Genomic DNA, 24,576 nt, shown 5'->3' on the forward strand with positions numbered 1-24,576 from the left:
CCGAATGAAGCGGCAGTGAGGCCACAACGGTACTGAGCATGACGGTTTTATTTGATTATCTACCTACTCCGCCCGAAACCCTACCTAGAACCGGGCGCCTACTACTACCGTTTTCTTATACTGCCGCTGCTCGCCGCTAGCTGGGTGCAGCAGCTCAATCAGCAGTACGTAGGTCCCCACCGATGCTTCGCGGCCCTGGTCGGTGAGGCCATCCCACTGCACAAACCCGCTGAGGGGTAGGGTTTCGTTGCGCACGAGGCGGCGTATCAGTCGGCCCTGGGCGTCGTAGATGGTCACGGTGGCGGCGTAGCCTGGCCGATCTAACTGGTAGTTGAGGGTAGTGAAATCCTGCTGCCCGTCTTCGTCGGGCGTGAAGACTTCAGGCTCCAACCGAAACAGCTTGTCGCCGCCGGGGTCGTCCTGGTATTGCGAGTTGGGCCTACCCGGCGTGGCATAGCCTACCGTGCTGGCCGCCGAGTGGAAGTTGCCCGCCACACTCGGCCCATCAGCCCGGATGCGCTCCAGCGACACCCCGTTTAGGTCGCCGAGCAGGGCCAAATGCTGACTTTTATCGTAGGCATACCGGTCGAGCAATACCCCAGCCGCCGAGCTGGCGCTTACTGTTCCGGCGTCATCAGGGTAAGTAGGCAGGGCGGCAACTTGCAGAAAGGCCGCTGCATTGTGCGAGGTGGGGTACTGGGCCTGCACAATGTCGGGGCGTTCGGTGAGGACCACCAGCTGGCGCGGGGCCAGCACGTAGGGCGCGGCCGTTACGGGTTTGGTGTCCAAGGTGCCGTCGGGCTTTTGGTTGCTCAGGGTCCAGCCCTGCACATCCAGGTACTTATCGGAGCGGTTCAGCAGCTCTACAAAATCCACCGCGTAGGTGCGTGGGTTGAAGAGGATTTCGTTGATAACCACGTCGCCGGGCGCGGCCGTGCCGGGTAGGGCAAACGTGGCGGTGGCCGCCGCGCCGGTGGCATTGCCCACGCAGTCTACGGTGCGCTGCACGCTCACCGTGCGGGGCTGGTTGGCTTGCAGCGTCGCGCCCAGCGTAAGGTCCACCGCTCGGAAATCGGGCGCTACGGCGGCGGCCCGCGTGACGGTAGCCCCTGCGCTCAGCGTGTACAGCGCCACGTTGGCCACGGCGGCGCTATCCAGCTTTTCCCCGAAAAACAGCCGCACGGTGGTAGGGCCAGTAGCCAGGGCGCGCAGCAGCGCGGGCGGCGTCTGGTCGGGGTTGGTGGCGCGCACGGAATTAGCGCGGCTGGGCGTGCCGCCGCTGGGGTCCTGACTGGCGGTCCAGTTGCCGGAGCCGGCGCAGGGGTTGGCCGTATCCACCATTTCCAGCGCCCAGCCGCCGTTCTTCTTTTTGCTGTCTTTGTACCACGTATCGGAGTAGCTGATTTCGAACAGCGTCTGGCCCGTGCGGGCGCGCAGCACCAGCTGGTCGCCGGCGTTGGTGAGGCTGGGGAAGTTCGTCAGCCCGAATACCTTGCCCAGGCCGGCAAACTGCCCTACCCGCGTGCTGCCGCACACCACCGCGTACTCGCCAGGCAGCAGCACCGCCCCGGCCGGAAATACCGCCGGATTGCTGGTGCTGCCCGGTTTCAGCAGGCGCACGCCCGCCAAATCCAGCACGGCCGTGGCGCTGGGATTGTGCACCTCCACGTATTCCGAAGCCGGCAGCCCGACCACCGGCGTCTCGTTGGCCAGGATTTCGGTGATGAGCAGTTGGTTGAACGTAGGTGCCACAGCAAAGCCATTATTGACGAAGCCTATCGTAAGCGGTCCGGCCGATGCGTTGCCGTACAGGTCGGCTACCTGGCGCACCTCTACCACGTTGCTACCCAGCGGTAGATTGGCCGCACACGTGAGGTGCACCACGGCGGGGTCCGTGGCATCACGCTCAACACTAACAATGGCCGGCGCACCGCCCCCCATCAGCCGGAAACTAGCAGCACCCACGCTGGGCGCCACAGGCTCATTGAACGTCACGTCGAATTGCCGGGCAGCCGTAGCCGTTGCTTTTATCGGGGTAGGCGGCGTGGTATCCGTCACCCGGAAATCGGTGAAGAAATACTTCTGGCTGTTGGCCGATGAGTACGTGACGACTACCCCCACGTAGCCGCCGCGCTGGTGGGTGGCGTCGGTCCCGGTGCCTTCCGTGGTGAAAGTGGTACCGCCAGTCAGGTCGCGCTCCAGGGTCCAGACGTTTTGCACAGAGCGCGTCACGCGCACCCGCACCAGGTTGTTGGTGCTCGACGTCAGCGTGTTATCCTGCCCGTCTACCACGTAGGCGGGGCTGCCGGTGGCGTTTTTGCGAAACAGCGCCACTTCTTTCGGCGTGCCGCCTACGCGCACGAAGTAGCCCTGGGTGCCGCTGGTTTTCAGGTCAGCGCGGTCGGCCAGCAGCCACACGTCGGCGTAGTTGCCGCTGCTCACGGCGTTTTTGATGTTCACCCAAAACTCCCAGGTGGTGCCGGTCACGGCTTGGCAGGGCGTAGCGAGTTGCAGCTGGGTGCCCGTTGTGGCCGGGCCATTGGTTTGCAGCTGCTTCTGCGCGTTGATGGCGAAGCCGGTCACGTCGCCGGTCCAGGTTGGGTTTTGGGTGAAGTCGCCGTCGGCGAAGGACTCGCTGAGTTGGGCGTGCGCGGACAACGTGAGCAACAGAGCTGCCAGTAATAGGTAGATTTTCACGAGGATAGAGATGATAATTTCCGGCGCGGCGCATCTTCACGCACAATGCGCGCCAACCTTTGCGCTCTGTATCAGGAAATTCAAATCCTGCTGCAAAAAAGAATAGCAGCGTGTACCTTTACTGTTCTACTCATTTTTTAAACAACCATGAAAGTAGCCGTAGTAGGTGCCACCGGCCTGGTCGGGGGCGAAATGCTGAAAGTGCTGGCCGAGCGGAATTTCCCGGTCACCGAGCTTCTACCCGTGGCCTCTGCCAAATCGGTGGGCCAGGAAATTGAGTTTCAGGGTAAAAAATACAAGGTGGTGAGCATGGACGACGCCGTGGCCGCCCGCCCCGACGTGGCTATTTTCTCGGCCGGTGGCACCACCAGCAAGGAAGAGGCCCCGCGCTTTGCCGAGGTAGGCACCGTGGTAATCGACAACTCCTCGGCCTGGCGCATGGACCATACCAAAAAATTGGTGGTGCCCGAAATCAACGCCAAGGAGCTGACGGCTGATGATAAAATCATTGCCAATCCCAACTGCTCTACCATTCAGATGGTGGTGGCTCTCAATAAGCTACACGAAAAATACAAGGCGCAGCGCATTGTGGTGAGCACCTACCAAAGCGTGACGGGCACCGGCAAAAAAGCCGTGGACCAGCTCCTGGAAGAGCGCGCCGGCCAGGCGCCTAGCAACCCCGCCTACCCCCACCGCATCGACCTGAACGTGCTGCCCCACATCGACGTGTTCGAGGATAACGGCTACACTAAGGAGGAGATGAAAATGGTGAAGGAAACCAAGAAAATCTTCGGCGACGACTCCATCCGCGTGACGGCCACCACCGTGCGCATTCCCGTGATGGGCGGCCACTCGGAGTCGGTGAACGTGGAGTTTGCCGAGGAGTTTGACCTCGACGAGGTGCGCGAACTACTTCGCCAGACTGAAGGTGTAGAAGTGGTAGATGATGTAAAGAATAACGTCTATCCCATGCCCAAAGACGCCCACGGCAAAGACGCGGTGCTGGTAGGCCGCCTCCGCCGCGACGAAACCCAGCCCCGCACCCTCAACATGTGGGTAGTAGCCGACAATCTGCGCAAAGGTGCCGCCACCAACGCCGTGCAGATTGCCGAGGCCATGATGAAAATGGGGCTGATTGGGTAAGTTTTTAGCTGACAGATAACAAACCTGTCATCCTGAACGCAGTGAAGGATCTTATCACGTGAGAGCAAGTCGTTGTTACGACCATCGTTCTCACGTGATAAGGTCCTTCACTGCGTTCAGGATGACAGGTTGTTTCTATCGCCGCTTACTTCCTACCCAAACGCTACCCCCGCAAAATCCAGCAATGCCCGCCGCGTGCGTTCCGGCGCTTCTAGGTAGGCCAGGTGCCCTACCTCCGCCAGAAACAGCGCGTACGTAACCGGAGCCAACTGCACCACCTCCACCGATTGCTCAAAGGGCACTGCTAAGTCGTCTTTGCCGGCAATAACAAGCACCGGAAACTGCGCCTCACGTAGCACCTGCGTACGGTCGGCGCGGGCGGCCATGGCCCGCAGCCCGCCGATGAAGGTTTCCTTGGGTGTGGCCTTGCCAATATCCTCCAGCATCCGCAGCTGCTCGGGCATCGTGTCGCGGTGGGCGGGCGCAAACAGGGGGCGCACGAAGGAGTTCATGAACTTCTCTACCCCGTGCCGCTCAATAAAGTCAATGTTCTTCTCGCGGTTTTGCTTTTTCTCGTCCGTATCGGCCAGGGCGGAGGAGTTGAGCAGGCACAATCCCGCTACCAGTTCCGGCCGCTGCTCGGCCAGGGCCAGGGCCACATAGCCGCCCATGCTGTGGCCAATCAACACGGCTTTCTCGATTTGCTGTTGTTGCAGCTGCTCCGCCACGTATTCGGCCTGGGCGCGCATGGAGTAGTTGGCTACGGGCGCGGTATTGGCGCCGTGGCCCAGCAGATCGGGCGCGAAAACGGGGTAGGCGGCAGGAAAGTCGCGGGTGAAGTTCGTCCAGATTTCGCGGCTTTCGATAAAGCCGTGGAGGAAGACGAGGGTAGGGTGTTGGGGCATTATTATTGGGTTTGGAATTCTATACGTCGTACTTACTGACTTTCCACTTCTACCTACCTATTTCCTGATATGTTCTCCATCGCGCGCCGACATACGCCTTATTTTATTGCTAGTGGCATCGGACTATTTTTCGCTCTATTTTCTCGCTTTGTATTCACCACAAGCATTTTCAACGGCGCTGGCGGTCTGCTTACACTAGGTTTTTTGGTTGTAATGCCTACCTCTCTTGGAGCATTGTCAGCGCATTTTACCCCGACTACCGCCTCTAGCACTTGGCGGCTTCTCTGGAATCCGCTATTGACAGTTCTGCTATTTATAGCATCTGCCTTAGCATTCCATTTGGAAGGAATGATCTGCATCCTCATGATTCTGCCGTTATTCATCTTCACGGCCACTATTGGAGCTAAGTTATACGATATGTGGGCTGCCAAACGCCCGCCTCGCGACAGGTCATTTACCGTTGCTGTCTTCATTATAGCCCCTTTTCTGGCAGGCACTTTCGAGACGTGGTACGCAGCCCCTACCGATTTCCGCCGCGTCGAAAACACAATTTTGATTCAGGCTCCTGCCTCTGTTGTCTGGCAGCACATCACCCGCGTGCCTGCTATTTCTACCGCTGAGTTAGCTCCTAGCCTAGTGGACAAGCTCGGCTTTCCGCGTCCTGTGAAGGCCACTCTCACTTACGAGGGGGTAGGCGGCGTGCGGCATGCTACCTTCGAACGCGGCGTAGAATTTATCGAAACGGTGGACGTGTGGGAACCGCAGCGGCGCTTATCCTTCAGCATCAAACCCAACACGGCCACTATTCCACCCACTACCTTTGATGAGCACGTAACTATCGGCGGACGTTTTTTTGATGTGCTGCACGGTACATACGAGTTGCACGCAGTATCGCCTACCCAAACTCGCCTTGTTCTCTACAGCCAACAGCGCCTCAGTACGCGTCTCAATTTCTACGCTGGCCTCTGGACAGATTATATTATGGGTGACATTCAAGAACGAATTCTAACTGTCATTCGGAAAAGGTGCGAGACGCCAGCAATCTGAAAGAAAACCCGCCGGACGCAGCATCCGGCGGGGTTTTCTTTTTCCTATCTGTCATCCTGAGCGGAGCGAAGGACCTTCTTACGTGAGCACGAGTCATTGTCATGCCAATCGTTCTACCGTGAGAAGGTCCTTCGCAAGCTCAGGATGACAGATGATTTCTCTTTACAGCAACACCGTTTCCACCGGGGCCAGGGCTTCCACCTTGCCGCTCATCTCGCGCACGGCGGCGGCGATGCCGGCGGCGTCGAAGCCGCACTCTTTGTATAGTTCGTCCTGGGTGCCGTGCTCTACCACCCTGTCCGGGATGCCGAGGCGGCGGACGGGTAGGGAGTAGCCGTGGTCGGCCATAAACTCCAGCACCGCCGAGCCGAAGCCGCCGGGCAGGCAGCCGTCTTCTACCGTCACGATGGCGCGGTAGCGGCGCAGCACGTCGTGCAGCATTTCTTCATCCAGGGGCTTGCAGAAACGCATGTCGTAGTGGCCGGTGCTGAGGCCCTCGGCAGCCAGCTCTTTGGTGGCGCGCACGGCGTAGTTGCCGATGTGGCCGATAGTCAGGATAGCCACGCCTTCGCCCTCGCGCACTACGCGGCCGGTGCCTACGGTTACCTTTTTCAGCGGCGTGCGCCACTCCGGCATCACACCCTCACCGCGGGGGTAGCGAATGGTGAACGGGCCCGCATTTTCAGGCAGTTGGGCCGTATACATTAGGTTGCGTAGCTCCTCCTCGTTCATAGGGGCGGCCACCACCATATTTGGGATGGAGCGCATGTACGACAGGTCGTAGGCGCCGTGATGGGTAGGGCCGTCGGCACCGGCAAAGCCGGCGCGGTCGAGGCAGAACACCACGTGTAGGTTTTGCAGGGCTACGTCGTGCACCACCTGGTCGTAGGCGCGCTGCATAAACGACGAGTAGATGTTGCAGAACGGCACCAACCCCTGCGTGGCCAATCCAGCCGAGAACGTCACGGCGTGCTGCTCGGCAATGCCCACGTCGAAGGCCCGATCGGGTAGGGCCTTCATCATAATGTTCATCGACGAGCCCGACGGCATGGCAGGCGTCACGCCCATCACCTTGTCGTTCTGCTCGGCCAGCTCTACTAGCGTGTGCCCGAATACGTCCTGGTACTTGGGCGGCTGGGGCTTGTCGGGAATTTTCTTGTAGATCTCGCCCGTAATCTTGTCGAACAGGCCCGGCGCGTGCCACAGCGTTTGGTCTTTCTCAGCCAGCGCGTAGCCCTTGCCCTTCACCGTCACGCAGTGCAGCAGCTTGGGGCCAGGAATGCTCTTCAGGTCGCGCATAATGCTGACCAGATGCTGCACATCATGCCCATCCACGGGGCCGAAGTAACGGAACTTCAGCGCCTCAAACAGATTGCCTTGCTTCAGCAGGGTAGCCTTCATGGCTTGCTCTACCCGGCGGGCAATTTGCTGGGGATTGGGGCCAAACTTGGAGAGCTTGCCCAGCACGTTCCACAGCTCGTCGCGCACCTTGTTGTAAGTGCGCGAGGTGGTGATGTCGGTGAGGTATTCTTTGAGCGCGCCCACGTTGGGGTCGATGCTCATGCAGTTGTCGTTGAGCACTACCAGCAGGTTGGATTTCTCTACCCCCGCGTGGTTGAGGGCTTCGAAGGCCATACCGGCCGTCATGGCGCCGTCGCCAATCACGGCAATGTGCTGGCGGTCGTGCTCACCCTTGTACTCACTGGCCACGGCCATGCCCAGCGCAGCCCCAATGCTGGTGCTGCTGTGCCCTACCCCAAAGGCATCGTATACGCTCTCGGTGCGCTTCGGGAAGCCCGACATGCCGTGGTAGCGGCGGTTAGTAGGAAACTGGTTGCGGCGGCCCGTTAAGATTTTGTGACCATACGCTTGGTGGCCCACATCCCACACCAATTGGTCGTAGGGAGTATTGAAAACGTAGTGCAGCGCCACCGTCAGCTCTACCACGCCCAACGAGGCCCCAAAATGACCACCGTAGATGGAAACGGAATCAATAATGAATTGTCGGAGTTCCTGGCTGAGCTGCACGAGCTGCTCGGGGCTGAGCTTCTTTAAGTCGTCGGGCGAGTCTATCGCCGCCAGCAGAGTACCAGGTTCAACAATCATCGTAGGGGAGCAGAATAGGCGAGAAGAAGCGCGGGCCCGCGGGCCGGGTTTAGTGAAACAACCCAACTCACACGCTGTAGCACGTACAACAGTCAAAGGTACGATTTTTCCGAACGGCCGGTTGTACAATACCCGGCCCGGGCGCTGTACCCCCGTCGGCTTCTCAGAATCTTTACTTTTACGTTTTCCCTATCTTCCTTTCCTATGCCTACCATCCAAGACTCCCAGGAACAGCAACTGCTTCACAAACTGCGCCCTTCGCGCATCGTGCTGCCGGTACTGTTGGGCTTGAGCGTGGTGGGTTTTATGTTCTGGCGCAGCTACAAGCCCGGCGACCTGGCCCCGCTGGCCGACGCCAAGCTGCACTGGCTGTTTATCACCTTGCTCGTACTCATTGCTCGTGATGCGGGCTACATGTACCGCATCCGGCACATTTCGGAAAAGGTGTTGAGCTGGCGGGCCAGCATGGAGGTGATTATGATCTGGGAATTTGCCTCCTGCGTGCTACCCTCGGCGGTGGGTGGCACCTCGGTAGCCCCGTTTCTGCTCAATAAGGAAGGCATCACATTAGGCAAGTCCTTGGCTTATGTGATGGTGACGGCCCTGCTGGACAATATGTACTACGTGGTGCTGGTGCCGCTGGTGGTGCTGCTGGCCGGCGAGGGCCTCTACCCTGACGAAACCCTGCACAGCGGCCTCATCACAACCCTGCAAATTGCCTTCATCCTGAGCTACATTATGGTGTCGCTCTATTCGGGGCTGATGCTGTACGCGCTGTTTATCAACCCTGTATCGGTGCGGCGGTTTCTGGTGCGGTTCTTTTCGTGGCGGATGCTGCGACGGTGGCGCGGCAACGCCTACCAGCACGGCGCCGAGATGGTGGCGGCCTCGGCCCAGCTGCGCGGCAACGGTGCGGGCTACTGGCTGCGGGCCATCTTCTCCACCATCTTCGTCTGGACGGCCCGCTACGCTGTTATCGGCTGCATCATTGCGGCGTTCATCCACGTCACGGGCCACGATTTCGCCATGATTTTCGCCCGCAACCTCACCTACAAAGTCATTCTGCTGCTAGCCATCACACCCGGCGGATCGGGCATAGCCGAAGGTGCCTTCCCTACCTTCTTTGGTAAGTTCATCGGCACGCCCACCATGACCAACTTCATTGTACTGATCTACCGCATCACTACCTATTATCTGTATCTGATCTTCGGGGCCATCTTCCTGCCGCGGTGGGTAGGGCGAGTGTTTGGCCGGCCTCAGGCTGCGGCAGTAGCCGCATAATCCTTAACCAATATAGAGCCGTATCCTTATAGCGCTACGTTGAACGATGCAAGCCGTGGACGCTCGATGACGAGCCTCCTCCTTGCGGTTCTACGCCTCACCTAACTGCGCACAAGCCCAACAAAAAAGGCGTTCTGCATGGTGCAGAACGCCTTTTTAATAAGACATTTGATGAGTCTATTCCTTTTCTAGGTGTAGCTCAGCACCACTGGTGCCTTTCAGCGTCAGCTTATCGTCCGTGAGGGTTACTACGTTGAATGTGTTCGATTGCGAAGCGCCATCTTGAGTCATGGTGATGGTTTTGCCAGCTTGATCGAAATCATACTTGCCGTTCATGGTCTGGGCGCCCGACATCATGTTGTACTGGCCATTGGCATAAAACGTAATGCGCTGGTCTTCATCGGCGTCAGATTGCTTCACCTTGTCGCCGGCAGCATTGGTTTGCTTGTCGGTTTTCCAGGTTTTGCTGTTTTCGCCGTACAGCATGTTTACGCCTTCTACTTTGCCTTCCTTGTTGCCACAGGAAGCCGCCATTAGGAGCACGAGCAGTGCCATCAGGCTGGTGATGTAACGCAGGGGAGAAAGTTGAGTCTGCATGAAAAAAGATGTTTGGGAGTGAGAGATGTAGCCTTTGTCAGCTGCGAAGCGCAGACCAGCGCCGGCTATAGTGGAAGTTGTTGCGGTTCTTACGGTCACCTTCAGAAAGAGTTAAGCTATTGCCTTAAAAACAGCCCTTGTACCACAACTAGGCGCTACCTGCAACTTATTGATAGGGCGGGCGTAAGCATATCAGCTTATCTCCCGGGCCTGCTTTGTGCGGGTCTGCAAGAGCTGTTTTCTCCTCTTCCATTAACACACGCACCATCATGGGACTATTTGATTTCCTCTCCAACGAAGGCGACAAGAAACCCGTTGCTCCTGCCGCCGGCACGCCCAACGCCAATGCCGACACCGATTTCTTCGGCAACAGCAAAGTCGACACCACTACTGCTGCCGCCACAGCCGGCGAAACGTACACAGTAGTAAGCGGCGACTCGCTCTCCAAAATTGCTAAAAACCACTACGGCGACGCCAGCAAATGGCACCAGATCTACGATGCCAACAAAGGCACCATCGGCAGCAACCCCGATAAAATTGAGGTAGGCCAAGTGCTCCAGCTACCCAAGCTGTAGGAGACTATCTCACCTCCTTAAAAAGCCGCTTTCTATTGCAGAAAGCGGCTTTTTACGTTCTTAGGTGCTCCTGGCAGGGTTACTTTCCCTTAAAGGCTGTTTGAGCCGAAACGGTGTGGAGACGCATACTTGCGTCTCGTCGTTGCTGATGCTGGTTGTTCAACAACGAGACACAAATAATTTCTTAGCCCCGCCAAAAAAATATTTCAGCGAAGGTTTGGATTTTAAAATCCTGCCTTTACATTTGCAACCACCAACCCGGTACTCCCCCAACACGCTGGGGTAGTTTTTTTGAGATTTATACAGAAGTGGCGAGAGAACAGGCTCCGTGACCCACTGGCAACCATCCGCGAAAGCGCGACAGGTGCCAATTCCTGCCCGCTTGGCGTATTGCCAGTGGGAACTATAAGTTTGAGTACCCATGCTACCTTCTTCCGACTTCATCCCTACCCACCCGCACGCTCCGGCCGCTTCGTCGCGCCCCGAAGGCTTTGCGGGTTCTTGCGTTTCGCTGGCCGCCGCGCCGACGCGAATGCGAATGTGTTGGGGTTGTCGGATGTAGCTTCTTGATGCTGCCGTAGCGCGCATCGTTCCTTTTTCCCTTGCCAGCACGCCACTTGTTGCCCTATGCACAAGCGGCTCTTTCCTCCGACGCACGCCCTGCTGCGTCTCTGGCCCGGCTCCGACAGCCCCTGGAGTTCCCTACCCTGCTTCTTCTCTTTTTTTCTCTGAATCGTTTTTTCGTTTTCCATATGTCTACGCAGAACCTCCACTTCGAAACCCTCCAACTCCACGCCGGCCAACAACCCGACCCCACCACGGGCGCTCGTGCTGTACCGTTGTATCAGACCACTTCCTACGTGTTCAAAAACGCCGAACATGGCGCTAATCTGTTCGCCCTGAAGGAGTTTGGCAACATCTATACCCGCCTAATGAACCCTACCACCGACGTGTTTGAGCAGCGCGTGGCGACCTTGGAAGGCGGCGTGGCGGCCGTGGCCGTGGGTTCGGGTCAGGCAGCACAGTTCATCGCCCTCAACAACATCCTGCAGGCCGGCGACAACTTTGTGAGCACCACCTACCTCTACGGTGGCACCTACAACCAGTTTAAGGTAGCGTTCAAACGTCTGGGCATTGAAGTGCGCTTCGCCGATGGCGACAAGCCCGAGGAATTTGAGAAGCTGATTGACGAGAAAACCAAGGCTATCTACTTGGAAACCATTGGCAACCCCAGCTTCAGCATTCCAGATTTCGAGAAGATTACGGCCATTGCCGAGAAGCACGACCTGCCGGTGGTGGTAGACAACACGTTTGGGGCGGGCGGCTACCTGTTCCGCCCCTTGGAGCACGGCGCGCACATCGTGGTAGAATCGGCTACGAAGTGGATTGGCGGCCACGGCACCAGCGTGGGCGGCGTGATTGTGGATGGCGGCAAGTACGACTTCGGGAACGGCAAATTCCCGCAGTTCACGGAGCCATCCGATGGTTACCACGGCTTGGTATTCAACGATGTATTTGGGGTAGGCGGGCCGTTCGGCAACATTGCGTTTGCCATTCGTGCACGGGTAGAAGGCTTGCGCGACTTCGGTCCGGCCATCAGCCCCTTCAACTCCTGGCAGCTGCTGATTGGCCTGGAAACCCTGAGCCTGCGCGTGGAGCGCACTGTAGAAAACACCCTGAAAATTGCCCAGTGGCTGGAGCAGCACCCGCAGGTGGAATCGGTGAATTACCCCGGCCTCAAGAGCAGCCCCTACTACCCACTGGCGCAGAAATACCTGCCCAAAGGCGCAGGCGGCGTACTCACCTTTAGCATCCGTGGCTCGAAGGAAACGGCCACCCAGTTTATCGACAACCTAAAGCTGGTGAGCCACTTGGCCAACGTAGGCGATGCCAAAACCCTCATCATTCAACCATCAGCTACCACGCACCAGCAGTTGTCGGAAGCGGAGCAGCTGGCTTCGGGCGTAACGCCTACCTCCCTACGCCTGTCGGTGGGCATCGAGCATTTCGAGGACATCAAAGGCGACCTGCAACAAGCCTTCGACGCGGTAAAAAACCTGGCTACCCCCGACGAGTCGGAGGATGCGTTGCAGAAGCCCGCTAAGGAGCACCTGCAACCGCTGGAAGTGTAAGTTGAACTGTAGAACGTTATGCTGAGCGCAGCGGAGCGGAGTCGAAGCATCTCTGCCGCTTCGTTGAGATACTATCAGGAGAGATGCTTCGACTCCGCTCCGCTGCGCTCAGCATGACAAACAAGGGGCTTCAACTGGCCTCAACAACGAATTGGTCCGGTGCCGGCTGGGTTTTGTTTTTGGGGTGGGACTTTTAAACGCTACCCCGGCACCGGCTCCAATTTGAGTATCTATTTTTTGATGCGCAGGAAGCGCGTGCCGGACGCTTTGTGCGCCGGTGCCGCTGCCTGCTTTTCGCGTTTTATGGAGGAGTCGACCCACCTTTTTGTATCACCTGAGCCTTTCCCGCTGGAAAGCGGTACCTCCCTACCCCAGGTGCAGGTGTCGTATAGCACCTATGGCACGCTGAATGATGCGGGTACGAACGTTGTGTGGGTGTGCCACGCCCTCACGGCAAACGCCGACGTGTTGACGTGGTGGCCCGGCTTGTTTGGTGCGGGTTTCTACTATGATCCGGCCGATTGGTTTATCGTGTGCGCCAATGTGCTGGGCTCCTGCTACGGCTCTACGGGCCCGCTTACGCCGGCCGCACCCGGCGCCCCGGCGCCCTACCAGGCCTTTCCGCTAGTTACCATTCGCGACCAGGTAGCGGCTCACGAGCTACTGTACCGGCACTTGGGCATCAAGCACATACACACGCTGATTGGTGGCTCGCTGGGTGGGCAGCAAGCGCTGGAATGGGCCGTGCAGCAACCCCATTTGTTTGAGCACCTGGTAATACTGGCTACTAGCGCCCGGCATTCTCCCTGGGGCATTGCATTCAACGAGGCCCAACGCATGGCCATCCTGGCCGACCCTACCTACCACGCGGCTACACCCGATGGCGGCCAGGCGGGTCTGCAAGCGGCCCGGGCCGTGGCCCTGCTCAGCTACCGCACCTACAATGCCTACGGCCAGACCCAACAGGAAGACACCGACGACAAGCTCACCGATTTCCGCGCCAGCGCCTACCAACGCTACCAGGGCCAAAAGCTCGCAGCTCGTTTCGATGCGTATTCGTACGTGACGCTATCAAGAGCCATGGACTCGCACAACGTAGGGCGCGGCCGGGGCGGGGCAGCAGCGGCGCTGGCCCGTATTCGGGCACATACGCTGGTGTTAGGCATTTCGTCCGATGTGCTGTTTCCGCCCAGCGAACAGCAATTTCTGGCGCAGCATATTCCGGGCGCTACCTACGCCGAAATGGAATCCCGCTACGGGCACGATGGTTTTTTGATTGAGGTAGGGCAGATTGCGCATCACCTGGCGCAGTTTTACGCTACTGCATTAGCGAGCTAAAAGGCCGGCAGCGTACGCACAAAAGCGGGCGCACCCGCACCTATGTTGTTTCGGAATGGCTTATTCTCAAAACAACATAGGTGCGGGTGCGCCCGCTTTTGTGCGTACGCTGCCGGCCGAAAGGAGGCACTAGATTCAGTGCTGGCACGCATTCATATCTCTTTCAAATAGCGAATCTTACGCTACCTATTATGCTTCTGATGGCTGCTCTGAGTTGTGACAAAAGACGCATAATACCCCAATGCGAGCAAGTGGCACTATGCTCTTACACATTACACACTACTAGCTTGATGGTTTAGGCTCTATTTCTTTTTCTATGGCAATCATTCGTTCTAGCTGGGCTATTGCGCAGTCGGCCGCCGCGGAATACCAGCGTTTTGCTCCAGAAATCGATCAGGTCCGGCATATGGCTCGGCTGCATCGGCAGGGGTTGGCATCCTTGGAGGAAGTATCGCCCGACCCAGCACGGCTGCGGGCCCGCCTGAGCCGGGAAATAGCCCACGAAGCGTGGCTGCCCGGCGGACGGACCGCCGCTTTTAGCCGCGCCCAGGAGCGCATGATGGGTAGTCAGCTGGATTTGCAGGAAGCCTGTCTGCTGGAAAAGCTGGTGAAGTTTTCCAAAGCTGTGGGGCGCGTGGTGCTGCCAGCTGGGCAGGGCCTGGGCACTGGCTGGCTGATTGGCGATGGACTACTACTAACCAACCACCACGTATTGCCCAATGCCGCCGTGGCCCAGGGGAGCAGCCTGATGCTGGGCTACGAGCGTAGCGCTGAGGGCAAACCTCAAAATGGCCAGACGTTTGGCCTGCGCCCCGACCTCTTCTACCTGACTCCGCGCGAAACTACCTCTGCAGAAGAGGAAGTGGAACTGGACTTTGCCGTAGTGGCCGTGGAAAGCGTAAGTGAGGAAGGCAAGCCGTTGAGCGACTACGGCTTTGTGCCACTGGATGGAGGTGGCGGCAAAGTGATAGAGTCAGAAAACTGCTTAGTGATACAACACCCGCGCGGCGACTACAAAAAGATAACCCTGCGCGACACCCGGCTGCTGCTCGTCACCAACCAGCCCGACGCCGACAAGCACCTATTTTACGAAAGCGATACGCTCGAAGGCTCCAGCGGTGGACTGGTGATTGGCTTGGGCACTGGTGAGGCCATTGCTCTACACCGCGCCAGCGTGCCCCGTCTCAACGAGCAGGGCCGGGTGCTACGCCGCGACGGTCAGCCCTGGCAGGAGGCCGACGGCGACGATGCCGTAGACTGGATTGCCAATCAGGGCGTACGCGTCAGCCGGCTGGTCGATTTCATCACCCAGGCTTCGGTGCCGCCTGCTATGAGTGGCCGCAAAAACCAGTTGGTAGCCGCCATACAGCGCCAGACCGCCCAGCTGCCTACCCTGCCGGCTGACAGTGGAGTACTACCTGTTACGCTCCCACCTCTGGTTGGCGGGACCATTCCCCCGACCAGCCGGCCAGCTGCGGCCGGCGAAACCGTGGATTTCCTGGTACGGGTAAGCAGCCAGCAACCGGTACGGGCGCACGTGCGGGCCGCGCTCCAGCAACGACTGCCGGGGGCGCAGATAGAAGAGCTGGTAGCGGAAGAAACGGCGTCGCGCCTGCGTGCCTACTTGGTAGTGACCGTGCCGGGCATGCAGCAACCCTGGACGATAGCAGCGCAATTGGAAGGGCTCGATGGCGTAGAAGAAGCCGTACCTGACCTGCCGCGCTACCTGGCCGCCAGTCCCACCGATGTAGCCGCTGACCTACGCACGACGCAGGGGCTAAAAACCTGGGAAAGCAGCAGCGGCCGAAGTGAGTGGGATGAAAGTCGGTTTCTGGCTACCTGGCTGAAAAAGAGCGTATGGCTGAAAAACTTAAACCCCAGCCAACCCGCCGACTTGCTCGAAATCCGCCGCTGGAGCCAGCGGGCTGCGGGCTACGATGTCAGCTCGGTGGCTGCGCAGCTCAAGGCAGAAGGGCTGCGGGCCCTGGCCGGCCTGCGACTGGTGCAGCTCGACACCGGCTACTCCGACCACTCTAAGGTGCGAACTGGCTACAATCTCGACGCCGATTACGACGCCATCGACGACGATAACGACGCCCGCGACCCACTCCAGCGCGGTTTTGCCGACTTTCCGGGCCACGGCACCCGCACGGGTAGCCTGCTAATAGGCGCCGCCGATAGCCAGGTAGACGCCGCCCACGAAGGCAATTTTGGGTTATTGCATGAACTGTGTGCTGGCGGCTACACAACCCGTGTGCGCCTAATTCCCTTCCGGGTAGCACGGTCGGTTATCTTGTTGGGCAGCGTGAAGCGGGTGGCGCGAGCTGTGCAACTCGCTCTCGACCATGGCTGCCACGTGCTAACCATGAGCATGGGCACGCTGGGCAACGCCATCCTGGCTGACTTAGCTCGCACAGTGTACGAGCGGGGCATTATCTGGACTTGTGCTGCCGGCAACCAAGTAAAGCTGGTTGTAGCACCCGGCCAGTACCCCGGCGTCATTTGCGTAGCCGCCTCCAACCCCGCCGATGCCCCCTGGCCCGGTAGCTGCCGCGGGCCAGCAGTAGACATCACCGCGCCGGGCGGCGACGTGTACGTGCCCATCCTCACCGGCGACGGCCGCGAAGACATGGGCTACGGCAACGGTACCAGCTACGCCACCCCGCATGTGGCCGCCGCAGCTATGTTGTGGCTGGCCAAAAACGAACAGGAGATTGGGGAAAAATATCCTCAGGCCTGGCAGCGGGTAGAGGCGTTCCGGCTAAGTGTGCAGCGCTCGGCCCGGCCTGCACCCAACCTACCGGCTGGGCAGTTCGGGGCGGGCATTCTCCATATTGGAGCGCTCCTCAAACTGCGTCTGCCCGATCCGGGCGAGCTACGCCACGCCTACACAGGGGCACCGGGTCTGGAAAAAGCCACTGTGAAGCAGCCACTAGCTGTAAGAGAGTTGGAATACCGGGACTGGCAGCAGTGGCTAGGCAGTACGCTCGAGCTGCCCACGGCTGGCCCCAGTGTAGCCGGCCGGTCGCAAGAGGTAGCAGCGGCTAGCCTGCCTACACTTAGCGCCCCAGCCCAACAGTGGGCCCAAACGTTGGAAAGCTATAGCGGGCTGCACCGGGCTACCAGTGCCTTAGAAACCGCCTCCGGTCCCGACCCTACCCCCAACGCGGCCTACACCCGCCTGTGTGCCCTGCAGGAGATGCAGCAGCGCCCAAAACCCAATTATTAGCTAAAGTCCCGCTAAGCTATGCTCAAAGCCGCAAATAGGCAGTCATGCGCTAAGCAGGTAAGATGACCTCACGTTCGCCTCAGAAAGTCTCATTCTGTTTCCCATGCATACATTCGACTTTCACTTTCATCCGCTTTTTAAGCGGTACGTGACTCAATTTGACGATGCAGCCCGGCACAATAGCAATTGTACGCTGCCGGTGCGGCTGCCGGGGCCTGGCCGTGTGCTGGACGCGCTGGTGGGTCACATTCTGGAAAATCAGGCTAGCGTGGCGCAGACGCTGGCCGGCAAGCCTGCCCAGGCCATCCGGCTGGGCGTGGCGGCCGTGCTGGCTATGGAGTACGTATTTGCTAGTCGCCAGGGCCTGCTGAAGCTGCTGGAGTTGGAAGTGCTGCACCGCGACGTAGTGGCCATGCTCGACAGCCGCTTCGTGGAGTTTGTCAACAAAGGTGAGGGCAGCTACGCCCAGCTACTCGATAAAGAAATTGCTTTCTATCAGTGGGTGGTACAAGAACCGGGGCTGCGCCACCCCATCCACCTGCTAACCCGTAAAGCGCAGCAGCCGGTAGCCAACCAACTGGACCCCAACAAGCTGAATCTGGTGCTGGCCATTGAGGGCGGCCATTCGCTGAGCCAGCGCCGCATTCGGCAACTGGTGGGCTCGCTTAGCCCGGTGGCGCAGGTGGAAAAATACCGCCAAGACCCTACCCTCGATTTCCTCTATCTCACTCTAACGCATCTCTCCCACATTCCGGAGCAGCCGCTGTGCAGCCACGCCTTCGGCTTTAAGCTAGTGAAGAACATGCCCGCGGCGCGGCCTCAGTTTGGGGGCCTCACCCAGTTGGGCAAAGACGTGGTGCGAGCCTGCATAAACTTAAAAACCAATGACTTTCCTATTCTTATCGACATAAAGCACATGAGCGCCCGTGGCCGGGAGCAGTTCTACGCCTACCGCCGTGAGCTGCTGGCCCAGCCACCCGCCGCGGAATTCGCGCCGCCCACTACCTGGCCCATTGTGGCAACGCACATGGGCGTAACGGGCTTCCGGCGGCGGCAGCTGCGCGGCCAGTTGGTTGAGTATGGGGTAGAGGCGGCTAATCCATTCAGTGTCCGGCTACGCTTCAACCGGGTGAGGGCCGGGCAGTTCAAGGAAGGGTTGCTCAAGGAAAACGTGTTTTTTAACGCCGCCAGTATTGGTCTGTTTGATGAGGACATTGAAGAAATTGCTGGGAGCGACGGCCTGATAGGTATCAGCCTAGATGCCCGCATTCTAGGCTACCAAAGCTTAACACAGCGCAATGCCGCCGGCCCCGACCGCGACTACGACTACTTCTCACGGGAGGACTTTGCGGCTTACTTTCCCGACCTGAGCCCAGCACTACCCCCCTTGCCGGAGGTGGAAGAAGCGGCCACGCCCCCCGGCGTGGAAGTAGCGCTATCGGGGCAGGAAGTACTGGGGCAGGCCAGCCGCCGCACTCGTGAGCTGTACCTGTTTTGTCTCAACGTGCTGCACGTAGTAGCCGTGGTGCAGGCCATGCGCCCGGCCGCGCCGCGTCCGGCCTGGGACTACGTGTGCCTGGGTTCTGACTACGACGGGCTCATCGACTCCATCAAAGCCGCTCGCACCGTGGAGCAGCTACCGGGCTTCCGGCAGGAATTGCACGAGTATTTCCCGAAAGCCGAAAAAGCCTACCGCAAGCTGCGCCCCCAGGTAGGCGAGCTACTACCCCGCTCCAATGGTGTACCCGATGTGGAGCTGGTGCTGGAACAGCTCTTCTACGCCAACGGACGGCAGTTTCTGGAAGAATGGTGGGGCTAACTGCTGCTTTGCGTCTGCTTTAGTATCACGTTGTATGGCCGCTGCTCCCGTCTCTGAATATGCTCCCACCTCAAAAACTGTTGGGGAATTAGTAATAGAACACGACCGCCTACGGCGGCGGGTGCCTTGGCTGCTGGGCGTAGGTACCTTGCTGCTGGTGCTGCTACTACCGGCGCTGCTGTACCAAGAGCTACGACGGCCCCAAGCTCGGCGCGCACCCCTAGTTGGCTACCGCTTTCGGCAGGTAGGCGTGCGGCCCGGCACCCTGCGCTGGATATTGGCCTACCGCCCCGCCGACGGCCAAGCGGAGTTGCTGTTTCAGCCTGCCGACACCAGCCACGGCTGGCAGCACCACGCGCTGGGCGTAGACTCGGCCCGCGCCCGCGCTATTGCCCTGGACTGGGGCGGCAAGGTCCTGCTGGTGGGCGACAACGGCACAGTACAGGTCTACGACTCGCTGCTACGGCCGGTGGAGGCGCTGCCGCGCGCGCTACCCCCGCCGCCCACCGACCCGGCGCAGCAACCCCAGCTAGTATCGAGGCAGCGGCCTAGCGTGGTAGTCGACAAGCGGGGCCAGGTTGCGGTTGTTATTACAGAAGCTGGGCAGGTATACCGTACCAACAACGGCGGCCGGGACTGGGTACGAAGGCCGTTGCCCGTGCTGCCAGCGTCTTTTCCGGCATCTGCCCTATCCATTGCCAGGGAGCCCATTGAGACGGGAGTATATGTTAGCTCAGACAGCGCATTTGCCCAGTTTCGCTTCGTTACGCGCCAGGGGGCGTATCATATCTTTATTCCTACTGCAGATACCACAAACAGGGAGTTTATAGATGAGTCGGCGCAGAACGGCTTTTTTTATCCGTGGCATACTCCTTTGCGAGCATCCGCGGTTTGGTGCGGCCTGGGGGCTACCGGGAGTTTGCTGGCAGTAGACCGGCTTGGCAACTGGGTAGGCCATGATACCTCTGGCACTGATATAGGAGCGCGGGCTTTCTTCCGCAACATCACGTCAGCGGCGCAGCTCGATAGCACAGGCGCCTTCCTGGGCGTTAGCCCAACGCAACTGTTTCAGCAGAGCGTAAAGCTGCTGGCTGCCGCCGCACGCCCGTTCGCTGGCAGCAGTACCGGCAAATCGGTTACTCCGAAGTTGGAATTATTGCCAAAATCGGCCATAAAGCCCCCTACTAGCAAGTCCAGTGAGGTAGGTGTCACCCCACGCGGGGCGGCAAAGAATCCGGCGGCCGGCAAAAAAACGGCGGATACCAACTCGCGCCCCACGAAGTTGCCAGAAGCGCTACCAACTAAACGACCCAACCAGACGACAGCGGATACAGTACCCGGCAGTCAGCGGCAACGGCGCGATACTCCAGCAAGTCAACAGCTGCCTGTAAAGCAGGCGCAACAAGAAACCAATCCGGTAAGTCAACAGCCCGTTTCCAAAAAGCCGCGCCGCAGTAGCAGGCAAGACACTGGGCGCTCCACCACAGCTATGTAAATAAGCTTATGGTTGCTCTACCCGTTTTTCAGATCGAAGCGCCTTCACCGCCTTTGCTCCTCTATTGCCTGGTGGTCGCCCTACTGGTGTGGGCTGGCTACGCGACATGGCTGGCACGGCAGCTGCGCCGCGTGCGCCGACAAAGCAACGCCCTATCTGAGCAACAGGACGCGGCGGCGGTTGAGGCCGCTGCCGGCCAGCCTGACCAGCCCTCGAAAATAGACAGCCTGCAACTAGGTATAGCCCCGGTGCTGGTGAACTTACTCACGCACCCCCGCACCAAAGAGCCCTATACGATTGCGCTGTCGGGCGGGTGGGGCTCAGGCAAAAGCTCCGTGATGCAGCAGATCGAAGAAGAGCTGCGGATAAAGAAGGTCCGGTTCAAAGCCGTGGATATCAATGTGTGGCACTTCCAGCAGGAGGACCAGCTGCTGACTGCGTTTTTGCAGAAGATTTTGGAAGAGCTTAATGATTGGCGCTTCCGGTGGAAGCAAATTCGAAAAAACCTGCGCGGAATAGGCTTCTGGACTACCTTCTACCGAGCCGGTTTGCTGGGCCTTGCCCTACCCGTATTGCTACTCACGCTGTGGGTATTGGTACGCGACGCCAGCCAGTATCTGGGGCTTGATGCGCTGCTGCTGGCTTTTCGGCAATCGGGAATTGGACAAAGTTTGGCGGCGGCGCTGCACGCCCCTTTTTACGTGCTCCGCCACCTACCCGACGCACTGCCCAGCGACAAGCAAAGCACGAGCAAATCCTGGGGCGACCCGGCCGGGTTGTTTGCCATCTTCACGGTAGTGGGCTCGGTGGTGGCGGCTCTACGCAGTATGCCCGAGCTAATGAAGCCGCTGTTGCAACTCGTTCCGTACAAGCAGCAGTACGAAATGGCTCAAGGTCCGGCAGGCTTGCGGCAGCGCTATCAGCGGGATTTTAGAACCATCATCCAGGATGCGGCCGATGAAACACTACTCATTTTTGTGGATGACATTGACCGGATTTCCGGCTCGCGGGTGCTGGAGTTGCTTGAAACCCTCAATTTTATTGTCACCAGCGCCGTGGACTACCGCAACGGTGGCGCGTCAGGCGCGAAACTTTACTTCGTGCTGGCCATGAATGTGCCTGAAGTGGTGCGGGTGCTCGGCCCCGCCCTCGACCCTACCCAGCAGCTGGCTCCCGCCGTGGCTCAACTGCTGGCCGCCAACTACTTATCCAAGCTGGTTGATCTGACGGTAAATATTCCTAGTCTGCAGGGCCGCAATATCAATTCCTTGTATGAAACAGCTACTTCTGCTTCTTAAGACAAGAAAAGCAGCCTTGAAAAGGCTGCTGGATGCGCTGCGTGCCGGTGCGCTATTTCTTGGCCGATACAGGAAGTGTCTGGCTGGTTTGCTGGCGGGGGCCATGCTGGCTGTTATTTTTTACGCTGGCCTTCAACCCGGCATCCAGCAGCGCGTTGCGCAGCACGCGCAGGAAGTGGTAAGGCGGCAGAAAAAGGAACAGGCCGACGAGCGAATTGCTGAGCTGACGCAGCAAGTTACAGAAGCCCGACTGCAAAAAGAGCTGCTCACCCTGACTTCTACCCCTGCTGTCCAAACCTTGCCTGCCACTCCTGAGTCAACGCCCACCGAAATGTCACCGAAGCAAGCCTCGCCTGCTCCTACTGCCCGCCCGGAACCAACCCGCCTGACACAGCTGGCCGGCCCTGTGCCTACCCTAGCCTCGAGCCTTAGCCGGCCAGTGTGGCAGGCCCTGCTGCTTGTTACGCTAACCGCCGCCCTAACGGCCGGTGGTAGCGCTTGGTGGCAGTACCGCCACGAACCCGACAAAGCGCCGGTTCCTCAGGTGATAGAATCGGAGATACTGAACGCACTTCTCAAACTCGAAGCGCACCAACAGATGCAGAAGCGCCTGGGTATGGCACCGCGTCAGATCAAGCGGTTTAATAGCAGGGCGCGGGTGCAGCACAGTCAATTGTGCGCGCTGGTCCGCAACAACACGCAAGCTCCGGATGGGCAGCCAGTGACCAGTACGTTGCCGAAACTGTTTCTCTTTCCGGTTACTTGCCAGCTGCAGGCCTTTCAGCTGTTGTTGCTGCTGGAAGAAATCCGTCAGCAGCCTGGTGCACCGCTGCCCATCAACCGAACAGAGTTTACCCAGCGGCTACGGAAAGAATATGCCCAGCATGATGAGTTGACAGCAGCCAGAAAGCAAGCCGCTCAACAGTCCATTTTCAACAAAGGCTTGGTAGCCGATGTAGAATTTATAGCGCTCAACCAACAGGTGGAGGTGAGCCTGTTGGAGCAGCTTTACGAGATGAACGTCGGGCTACTGGCGTAGAATTTCAACTAACTTTTCGGACCGCATCCCTGGTTTGTTGAGTAGGTTTGTGCCGAATCAGCCACTATGCCATGTCTACCCTACCTCCTGCCTTACGCCCCGGCAACCGGGTAGCTATTGTTTGCACCGCCCGCAAAGCCTCGCACGAGGAGCTGGCCGCCGCCGTTGCTACCCTCACTGCGTGGGGGCTGGAAGTAGTGCTGGGTGCCTCTACCAACGTAGCTGCCAATCAATTTGGTGGCTCCGATGAGGTGCGCCGCCAGGATTTGCAGCAGATGCTGGACCGCCCCGATATCCGCGCCATTCTGGTGGCGCGGGGTGGCTACGGTACTACCCGCATCCTCGACCAGGTAGACTTTTCCGGTTTCGCCGCCAACCCCAAATGGGTAGCCGGCTTCAGCGACATCACGGCCCTGAACTGCCATTTGCTGGCTCTGGGCCATGCCAGCATCCACGGCGTGATGCCGCTGCTTTTCCATCAGGCGGGCGGCGAGGCTTCGTTGGAAAGCCTGCGACGGACGCTGTTCGGGGAACCGGTTTCGTATGCTGTGCCGGCGCACCCGCTCAACCGGCTAGGCATGGCCGAAGGCGAGCTGGTAGGCGGCAACCTCAGTCTGCTGCAAACCATCACCGGCACGGCTTCCGACGTGTCTACGGCCGGGCGCATCCTGTTTCTAGAAGACGTGGAGGAGTATCTCTACAGCATCGACCGGATGCTGGTGCACCTCGACCGCACTGGCAAGCTGCGCCATCTGGCGGGCTTGGTAGTCGGTCATTTCTCGGCGCCGCAGGACAATACGGTGCCCTTCGGGCAAACGCCGGAGGAAATCATTGCCACCTACGCCAGCAAGTATGCTTTTCCGGTGGCATACGGCTTCCCGGTAGGCCACGAGCCTGAGAATATGGCGCTGGTAGTGGGTCGCCGGGCGCGGCTGGAGGTTGAAGCAGAAGGTGCACAGTTGACGTACGTGTAGGGGCGCGTTGCACGCGTCCGAGGCCCGGGAAATGTTCGTTTAATTATTCAGCTCATGTGGAGTAGTGGCCGCGTAGCGGCTATAGGTTTGTAGTACACCGGAAAGTATGGGACGCGCCGCGTAGCGGTGCAAGAAAACCATACGTCTCTTGCACCGCTACGCGGCGCGGTTGACTAGAGCCATTGGTTTTCTACAAACCTACGGCCGCTACGCAGCCACTTCGTCACGTGAGTTACTTATTGATTTTCCATTGGCCACATACAGTCGTAGCCTCGCTTAATCCGATGCGACGTAGGATATGCTTCTGGGTCTATCTGCTTTACCTGCTTAGCAAATTCCTCTGAAGCAGGTTGCCATTGCTGAAACTCCAAACTATTCTCTTTACCCCATAAATGCTTAGGCAAAATAAGTAGCTGGCGATACAGCAGCAAACAAGCTGCGAGTTGAGCTATGGAAGAATTGATGAAGAATGGCTCAAAATCATTGTCGTGGTTGAAAAACCAGATTTTGCCTGTGCTACTGATGCAAATAGGATCACCACTTCCTGTACTACCTATATAGTATAGCTGATGAGCCACTGTATCTGTAATACCGCAGACTTCTGCTAGTGTTTTAATGTGTGTCTCCTTTAAATCGTAGCCAAAATCCACAAAAGGAGCCGCGGAGTATGGCAAGCCGGCCTGCAATAAAAATTCACGTGCTTCATCAGGAATGTTTACGCCTTCTAAAGCCGCCGCTGTAGGAGCGACCAAGCCATTATGTTCATCTTCCACGCCTTGGTTCCAGCTTTCTACAAATCCAGCAGGTGTCATCATTTAGATAAAAAATAGGTCTTGGCAACTTACGTTACCAAGACCCACATAACAAACCAAAATTTTCTCAAAACTCACGCCTTCACTCA

At 58.6% G+C, this 24,576-nt stretch carries 18 protein-coding genes and 1 riboswitch; of the genes, 13 read left to right on the forward strand and 5 right to left on the reverse strand.

The window, feature by feature from the left end; translation table 11 throughout:
* Nucleotides 1-84: 84 nt before the first annotated feature.
* Entirely contained in the window at nt 85-2,697 is a 2,613-nt protein-coding gene (locus H8B15_RS13230) for a lamin tail domain-containing protein (RefSeq protein WP_187320167.1), read from the reverse strand.
* Between the two features lie 147 nt (nt 2,698-2,844).
* Here H8B15_RS13230 and H8B15_RS13235 point away from each other — a divergent pair, with 147 nt between their 5' ends.
* Nucleotides 2,845-3,840 carry an aspartate-semialdehyde dehydrogenase gene (locus tag H8B15_RS13235; protein WP_187320168.1) on the forward strand — a complete coding sequence of 332 codons (996 nt, stop codon included), beginning with the start codon at nt 2,845-2,847 and terminating at the stop codon, nt 3,838-3,840.
* A gap of 152 nt (nt 3,841-3,992) precedes the next feature.
* Here the strand turns inward: H8B15_RS13235 and H8B15_RS13240 are convergent, their stop codons facing one another.
* Nucleotides 3,993-4,745 carry an alpha/beta fold hydrolase gene (locus tag H8B15_RS13240; protein WP_187320169.1) on the reverse strand — a complete coding sequence of 251 codons (753 nt, stop codon included), beginning with the start codon at nt 4,743-4,745 and terminating at the stop codon, nt 3,993-3,995.
* 363 nt (nt 4,746-5,108) lie between these two features.
* Here H8B15_RS13240 and H8B15_RS13245 point away from each other — a divergent pair, with 363 nt between their 5' ends.
* Nucleotides 5,109-5,792, forward strand: coding sequence for an SRPBCC family protein (locus H8B15_RS13245; RefSeq protein WP_187320170.1), 684 nt, complete (start codon nt 5,109-5,111; stop codon nt 5,790-5,792).
* Between the two features lie 162 nt (nt 5,793-5,954).
* On the opposite strand, the gene dxs is transcribed toward H8B15_RS13245, so the two are convergent.
* Entirely contained in the window at nt 5,955-7,898 is a 1,944-nt protein-coding gene (gene dxs / locus H8B15_RS13250; RefSeq protein ID WP_187320171.1) for a 1-deoxy-D-xylulose-5-phosphate synthase, read from the reverse strand.
* A 204-nt stretch (nt 7,899-8,102) separates the two neighbouring features.
* Between dxs and H8B15_RS13255 the strand changes: the two genes are divergently transcribed.
* A complete protein-coding gene (locus H8B15_RS13255; protein ID WP_187320172.1) occupies nt 8,103-9,179 on the forward strand; it encodes a lysylphosphatidylglycerol synthase transmembrane domain-containing protein in 1,077 nt (358 codons plus the stop codon).
* 177 nt (nt 9,180-9,356) lie between these two features.
* Here the strand turns inward: H8B15_RS13255 and H8B15_RS13260 are convergent, their stop codons facing one another.
* Nucleotides 9,357-9,776 carry a lipocalin family protein gene (locus tag H8B15_RS13260; protein ID WP_187320173.1) on the reverse strand — a complete coding sequence of 140 codons (420 nt, stop codon included), beginning with the start codon at nt 9,774-9,776 and terminating at the stop codon, nt 9,357-9,359.
* A 269-nt stretch (nt 9,777-10,045) separates the two neighbouring features.
* Here H8B15_RS13260 and H8B15_RS13265 point away from each other — a divergent pair, with 269 nt between their 5' ends.
* The 10 genes from H8B15_RS13265 (at nt 10,046) to H8B15_RS13310 (ending at nt 23,675) form a co-directional block, all read left to right on the forward strand.
* On the forward strand, nt 10,046-10,351 hold the full coding sequence (locus tag H8B15_RS13265) for a LysM peptidoglycan-binding domain-containing protein (protein WP_187320174.1): 306 nt from the start codon (nt 10,046-10,048) through the stop codon (nt 10,349-10,351).
* A gap of 295 nt (nt 10,352-10,646) precedes the next feature.
* Nucleotides 10,647-10,763: riboswitch (SAM riboswitch) on the forward strand.
* 9 nt (nt 10,764-10,772) lie between these two features.
* On the forward strand, nt 10,773-10,913 hold the full coding sequence (locus H8B15_RS13270) for a hypothetical protein (protein WP_187320175.1): 141 nt from the start codon (nt 10,773-10,775) through the stop codon (nt 10,911-10,913).
* A gap of 190 nt (nt 10,914-11,103) precedes the next feature.
* Complete coding sequence (locus tag H8B15_RS13275; RefSeq protein ID WP_187320176.1) at nt 11,104-12,483, forward strand: O-acetylhomoserine aminocarboxypropyltransferase/cysteine synthase family protein; 1,380 nt, start codon at nt 11,104-11,106, stop codon at nt 12,481-12,483.
* A 240-nt stretch (nt 12,484-12,723) separates the two neighbouring features.
* Nucleotides 12,724-13,821 carry a homoserine O-acetyltransferase family protein gene (locus tag H8B15_RS13280; protein WP_246455465.1) on the forward strand — a complete coding sequence of 366 codons (1,098 nt, stop codon included), beginning with the start codon at nt 12,724-12,726 and terminating at the stop codon, nt 13,819-13,821.
* A gap of 316 nt (nt 13,822-14,137) precedes the next feature.
* Nucleotides 14,138-17,050, forward strand: coding sequence for a S8 family serine peptidase (locus tag H8B15_RS13285; protein ID WP_187320177.1), 2,913 nt, complete (start codon nt 14,138-14,140; stop codon nt 17,048-17,050).
* A 103-nt stretch (nt 17,051-17,153) separates the two neighbouring features.
* Entirely contained in the window at nt 17,154-18,869 is a 1,716-nt protein-coding gene (locus tag H8B15_RS13290; RefSeq protein WP_187320178.1) for an amidohydrolase family protein, read from the forward strand.
* A 34-nt stretch (nt 18,870-18,903) separates the two neighbouring features.
* Nucleotides 18,904-20,364 (forward strand): hypothetical protein, encoded by a 1,461-nt coding sequence (locus H8B15_RS13295; protein WP_187320179.1) that lies wholly within the window; start codon nt 18,904-18,906, stop codon nt 20,362-20,364.
* A gap of 8 nt (nt 20,365-20,372) precedes the next feature.
* Nucleotides 20,373-21,662 carry a P-loop NTPase fold protein gene (locus H8B15_RS13300; RefSeq protein WP_187320180.1) on the forward strand — a complete coding sequence of 430 codons (1,290 nt, stop codon included), beginning with the start codon at nt 20,373-20,375 and terminating at the stop codon, nt 21,660-21,662.
* Between the two features lie 103 nt (nt 21,663-21,765).
* Complete coding sequence (locus H8B15_RS13305; protein ID WP_187320181.1) at nt 21,766-22,701, forward strand: hypothetical protein; 936 nt, start codon at nt 21,766-21,768, stop codon at nt 22,699-22,701.
* A gap of 71 nt (nt 22,702-22,772) precedes the next feature.
* Complete coding sequence (locus H8B15_RS13310; RefSeq protein ID WP_187320182.1) at nt 22,773-23,675, forward strand: S66 peptidase family protein; 903 nt, start codon at nt 22,773-22,775, stop codon at nt 23,673-23,675.
* A 236-nt stretch (nt 23,676-23,911) separates the two neighbouring features.
* Here H8B15_RS13310 and H8B15_RS13315 read toward each other — a convergent pair whose 3' ends face one another.
* Nucleotides 23,912-24,490, reverse strand: coding sequence for an SMI1/KNR4 family protein (locus H8B15_RS13315; RefSeq protein WP_187320183.1), 579 nt, complete (start codon nt 24,488-24,490; stop codon nt 23,912-23,914).
* Nucleotides 24,491-24,576 lie beyond the last annotated feature (86 nt).

The sequence above is a fragment of the Hymenobacter citatus genome, assembly GCF_014333615.1.
GTDB classification, from domain to species: Bacteria; Bacteroidota; Bacteroidia; order Cytophagales; family Hymenobacteraceae; genus Hymenobacter; species Hymenobacter citatus.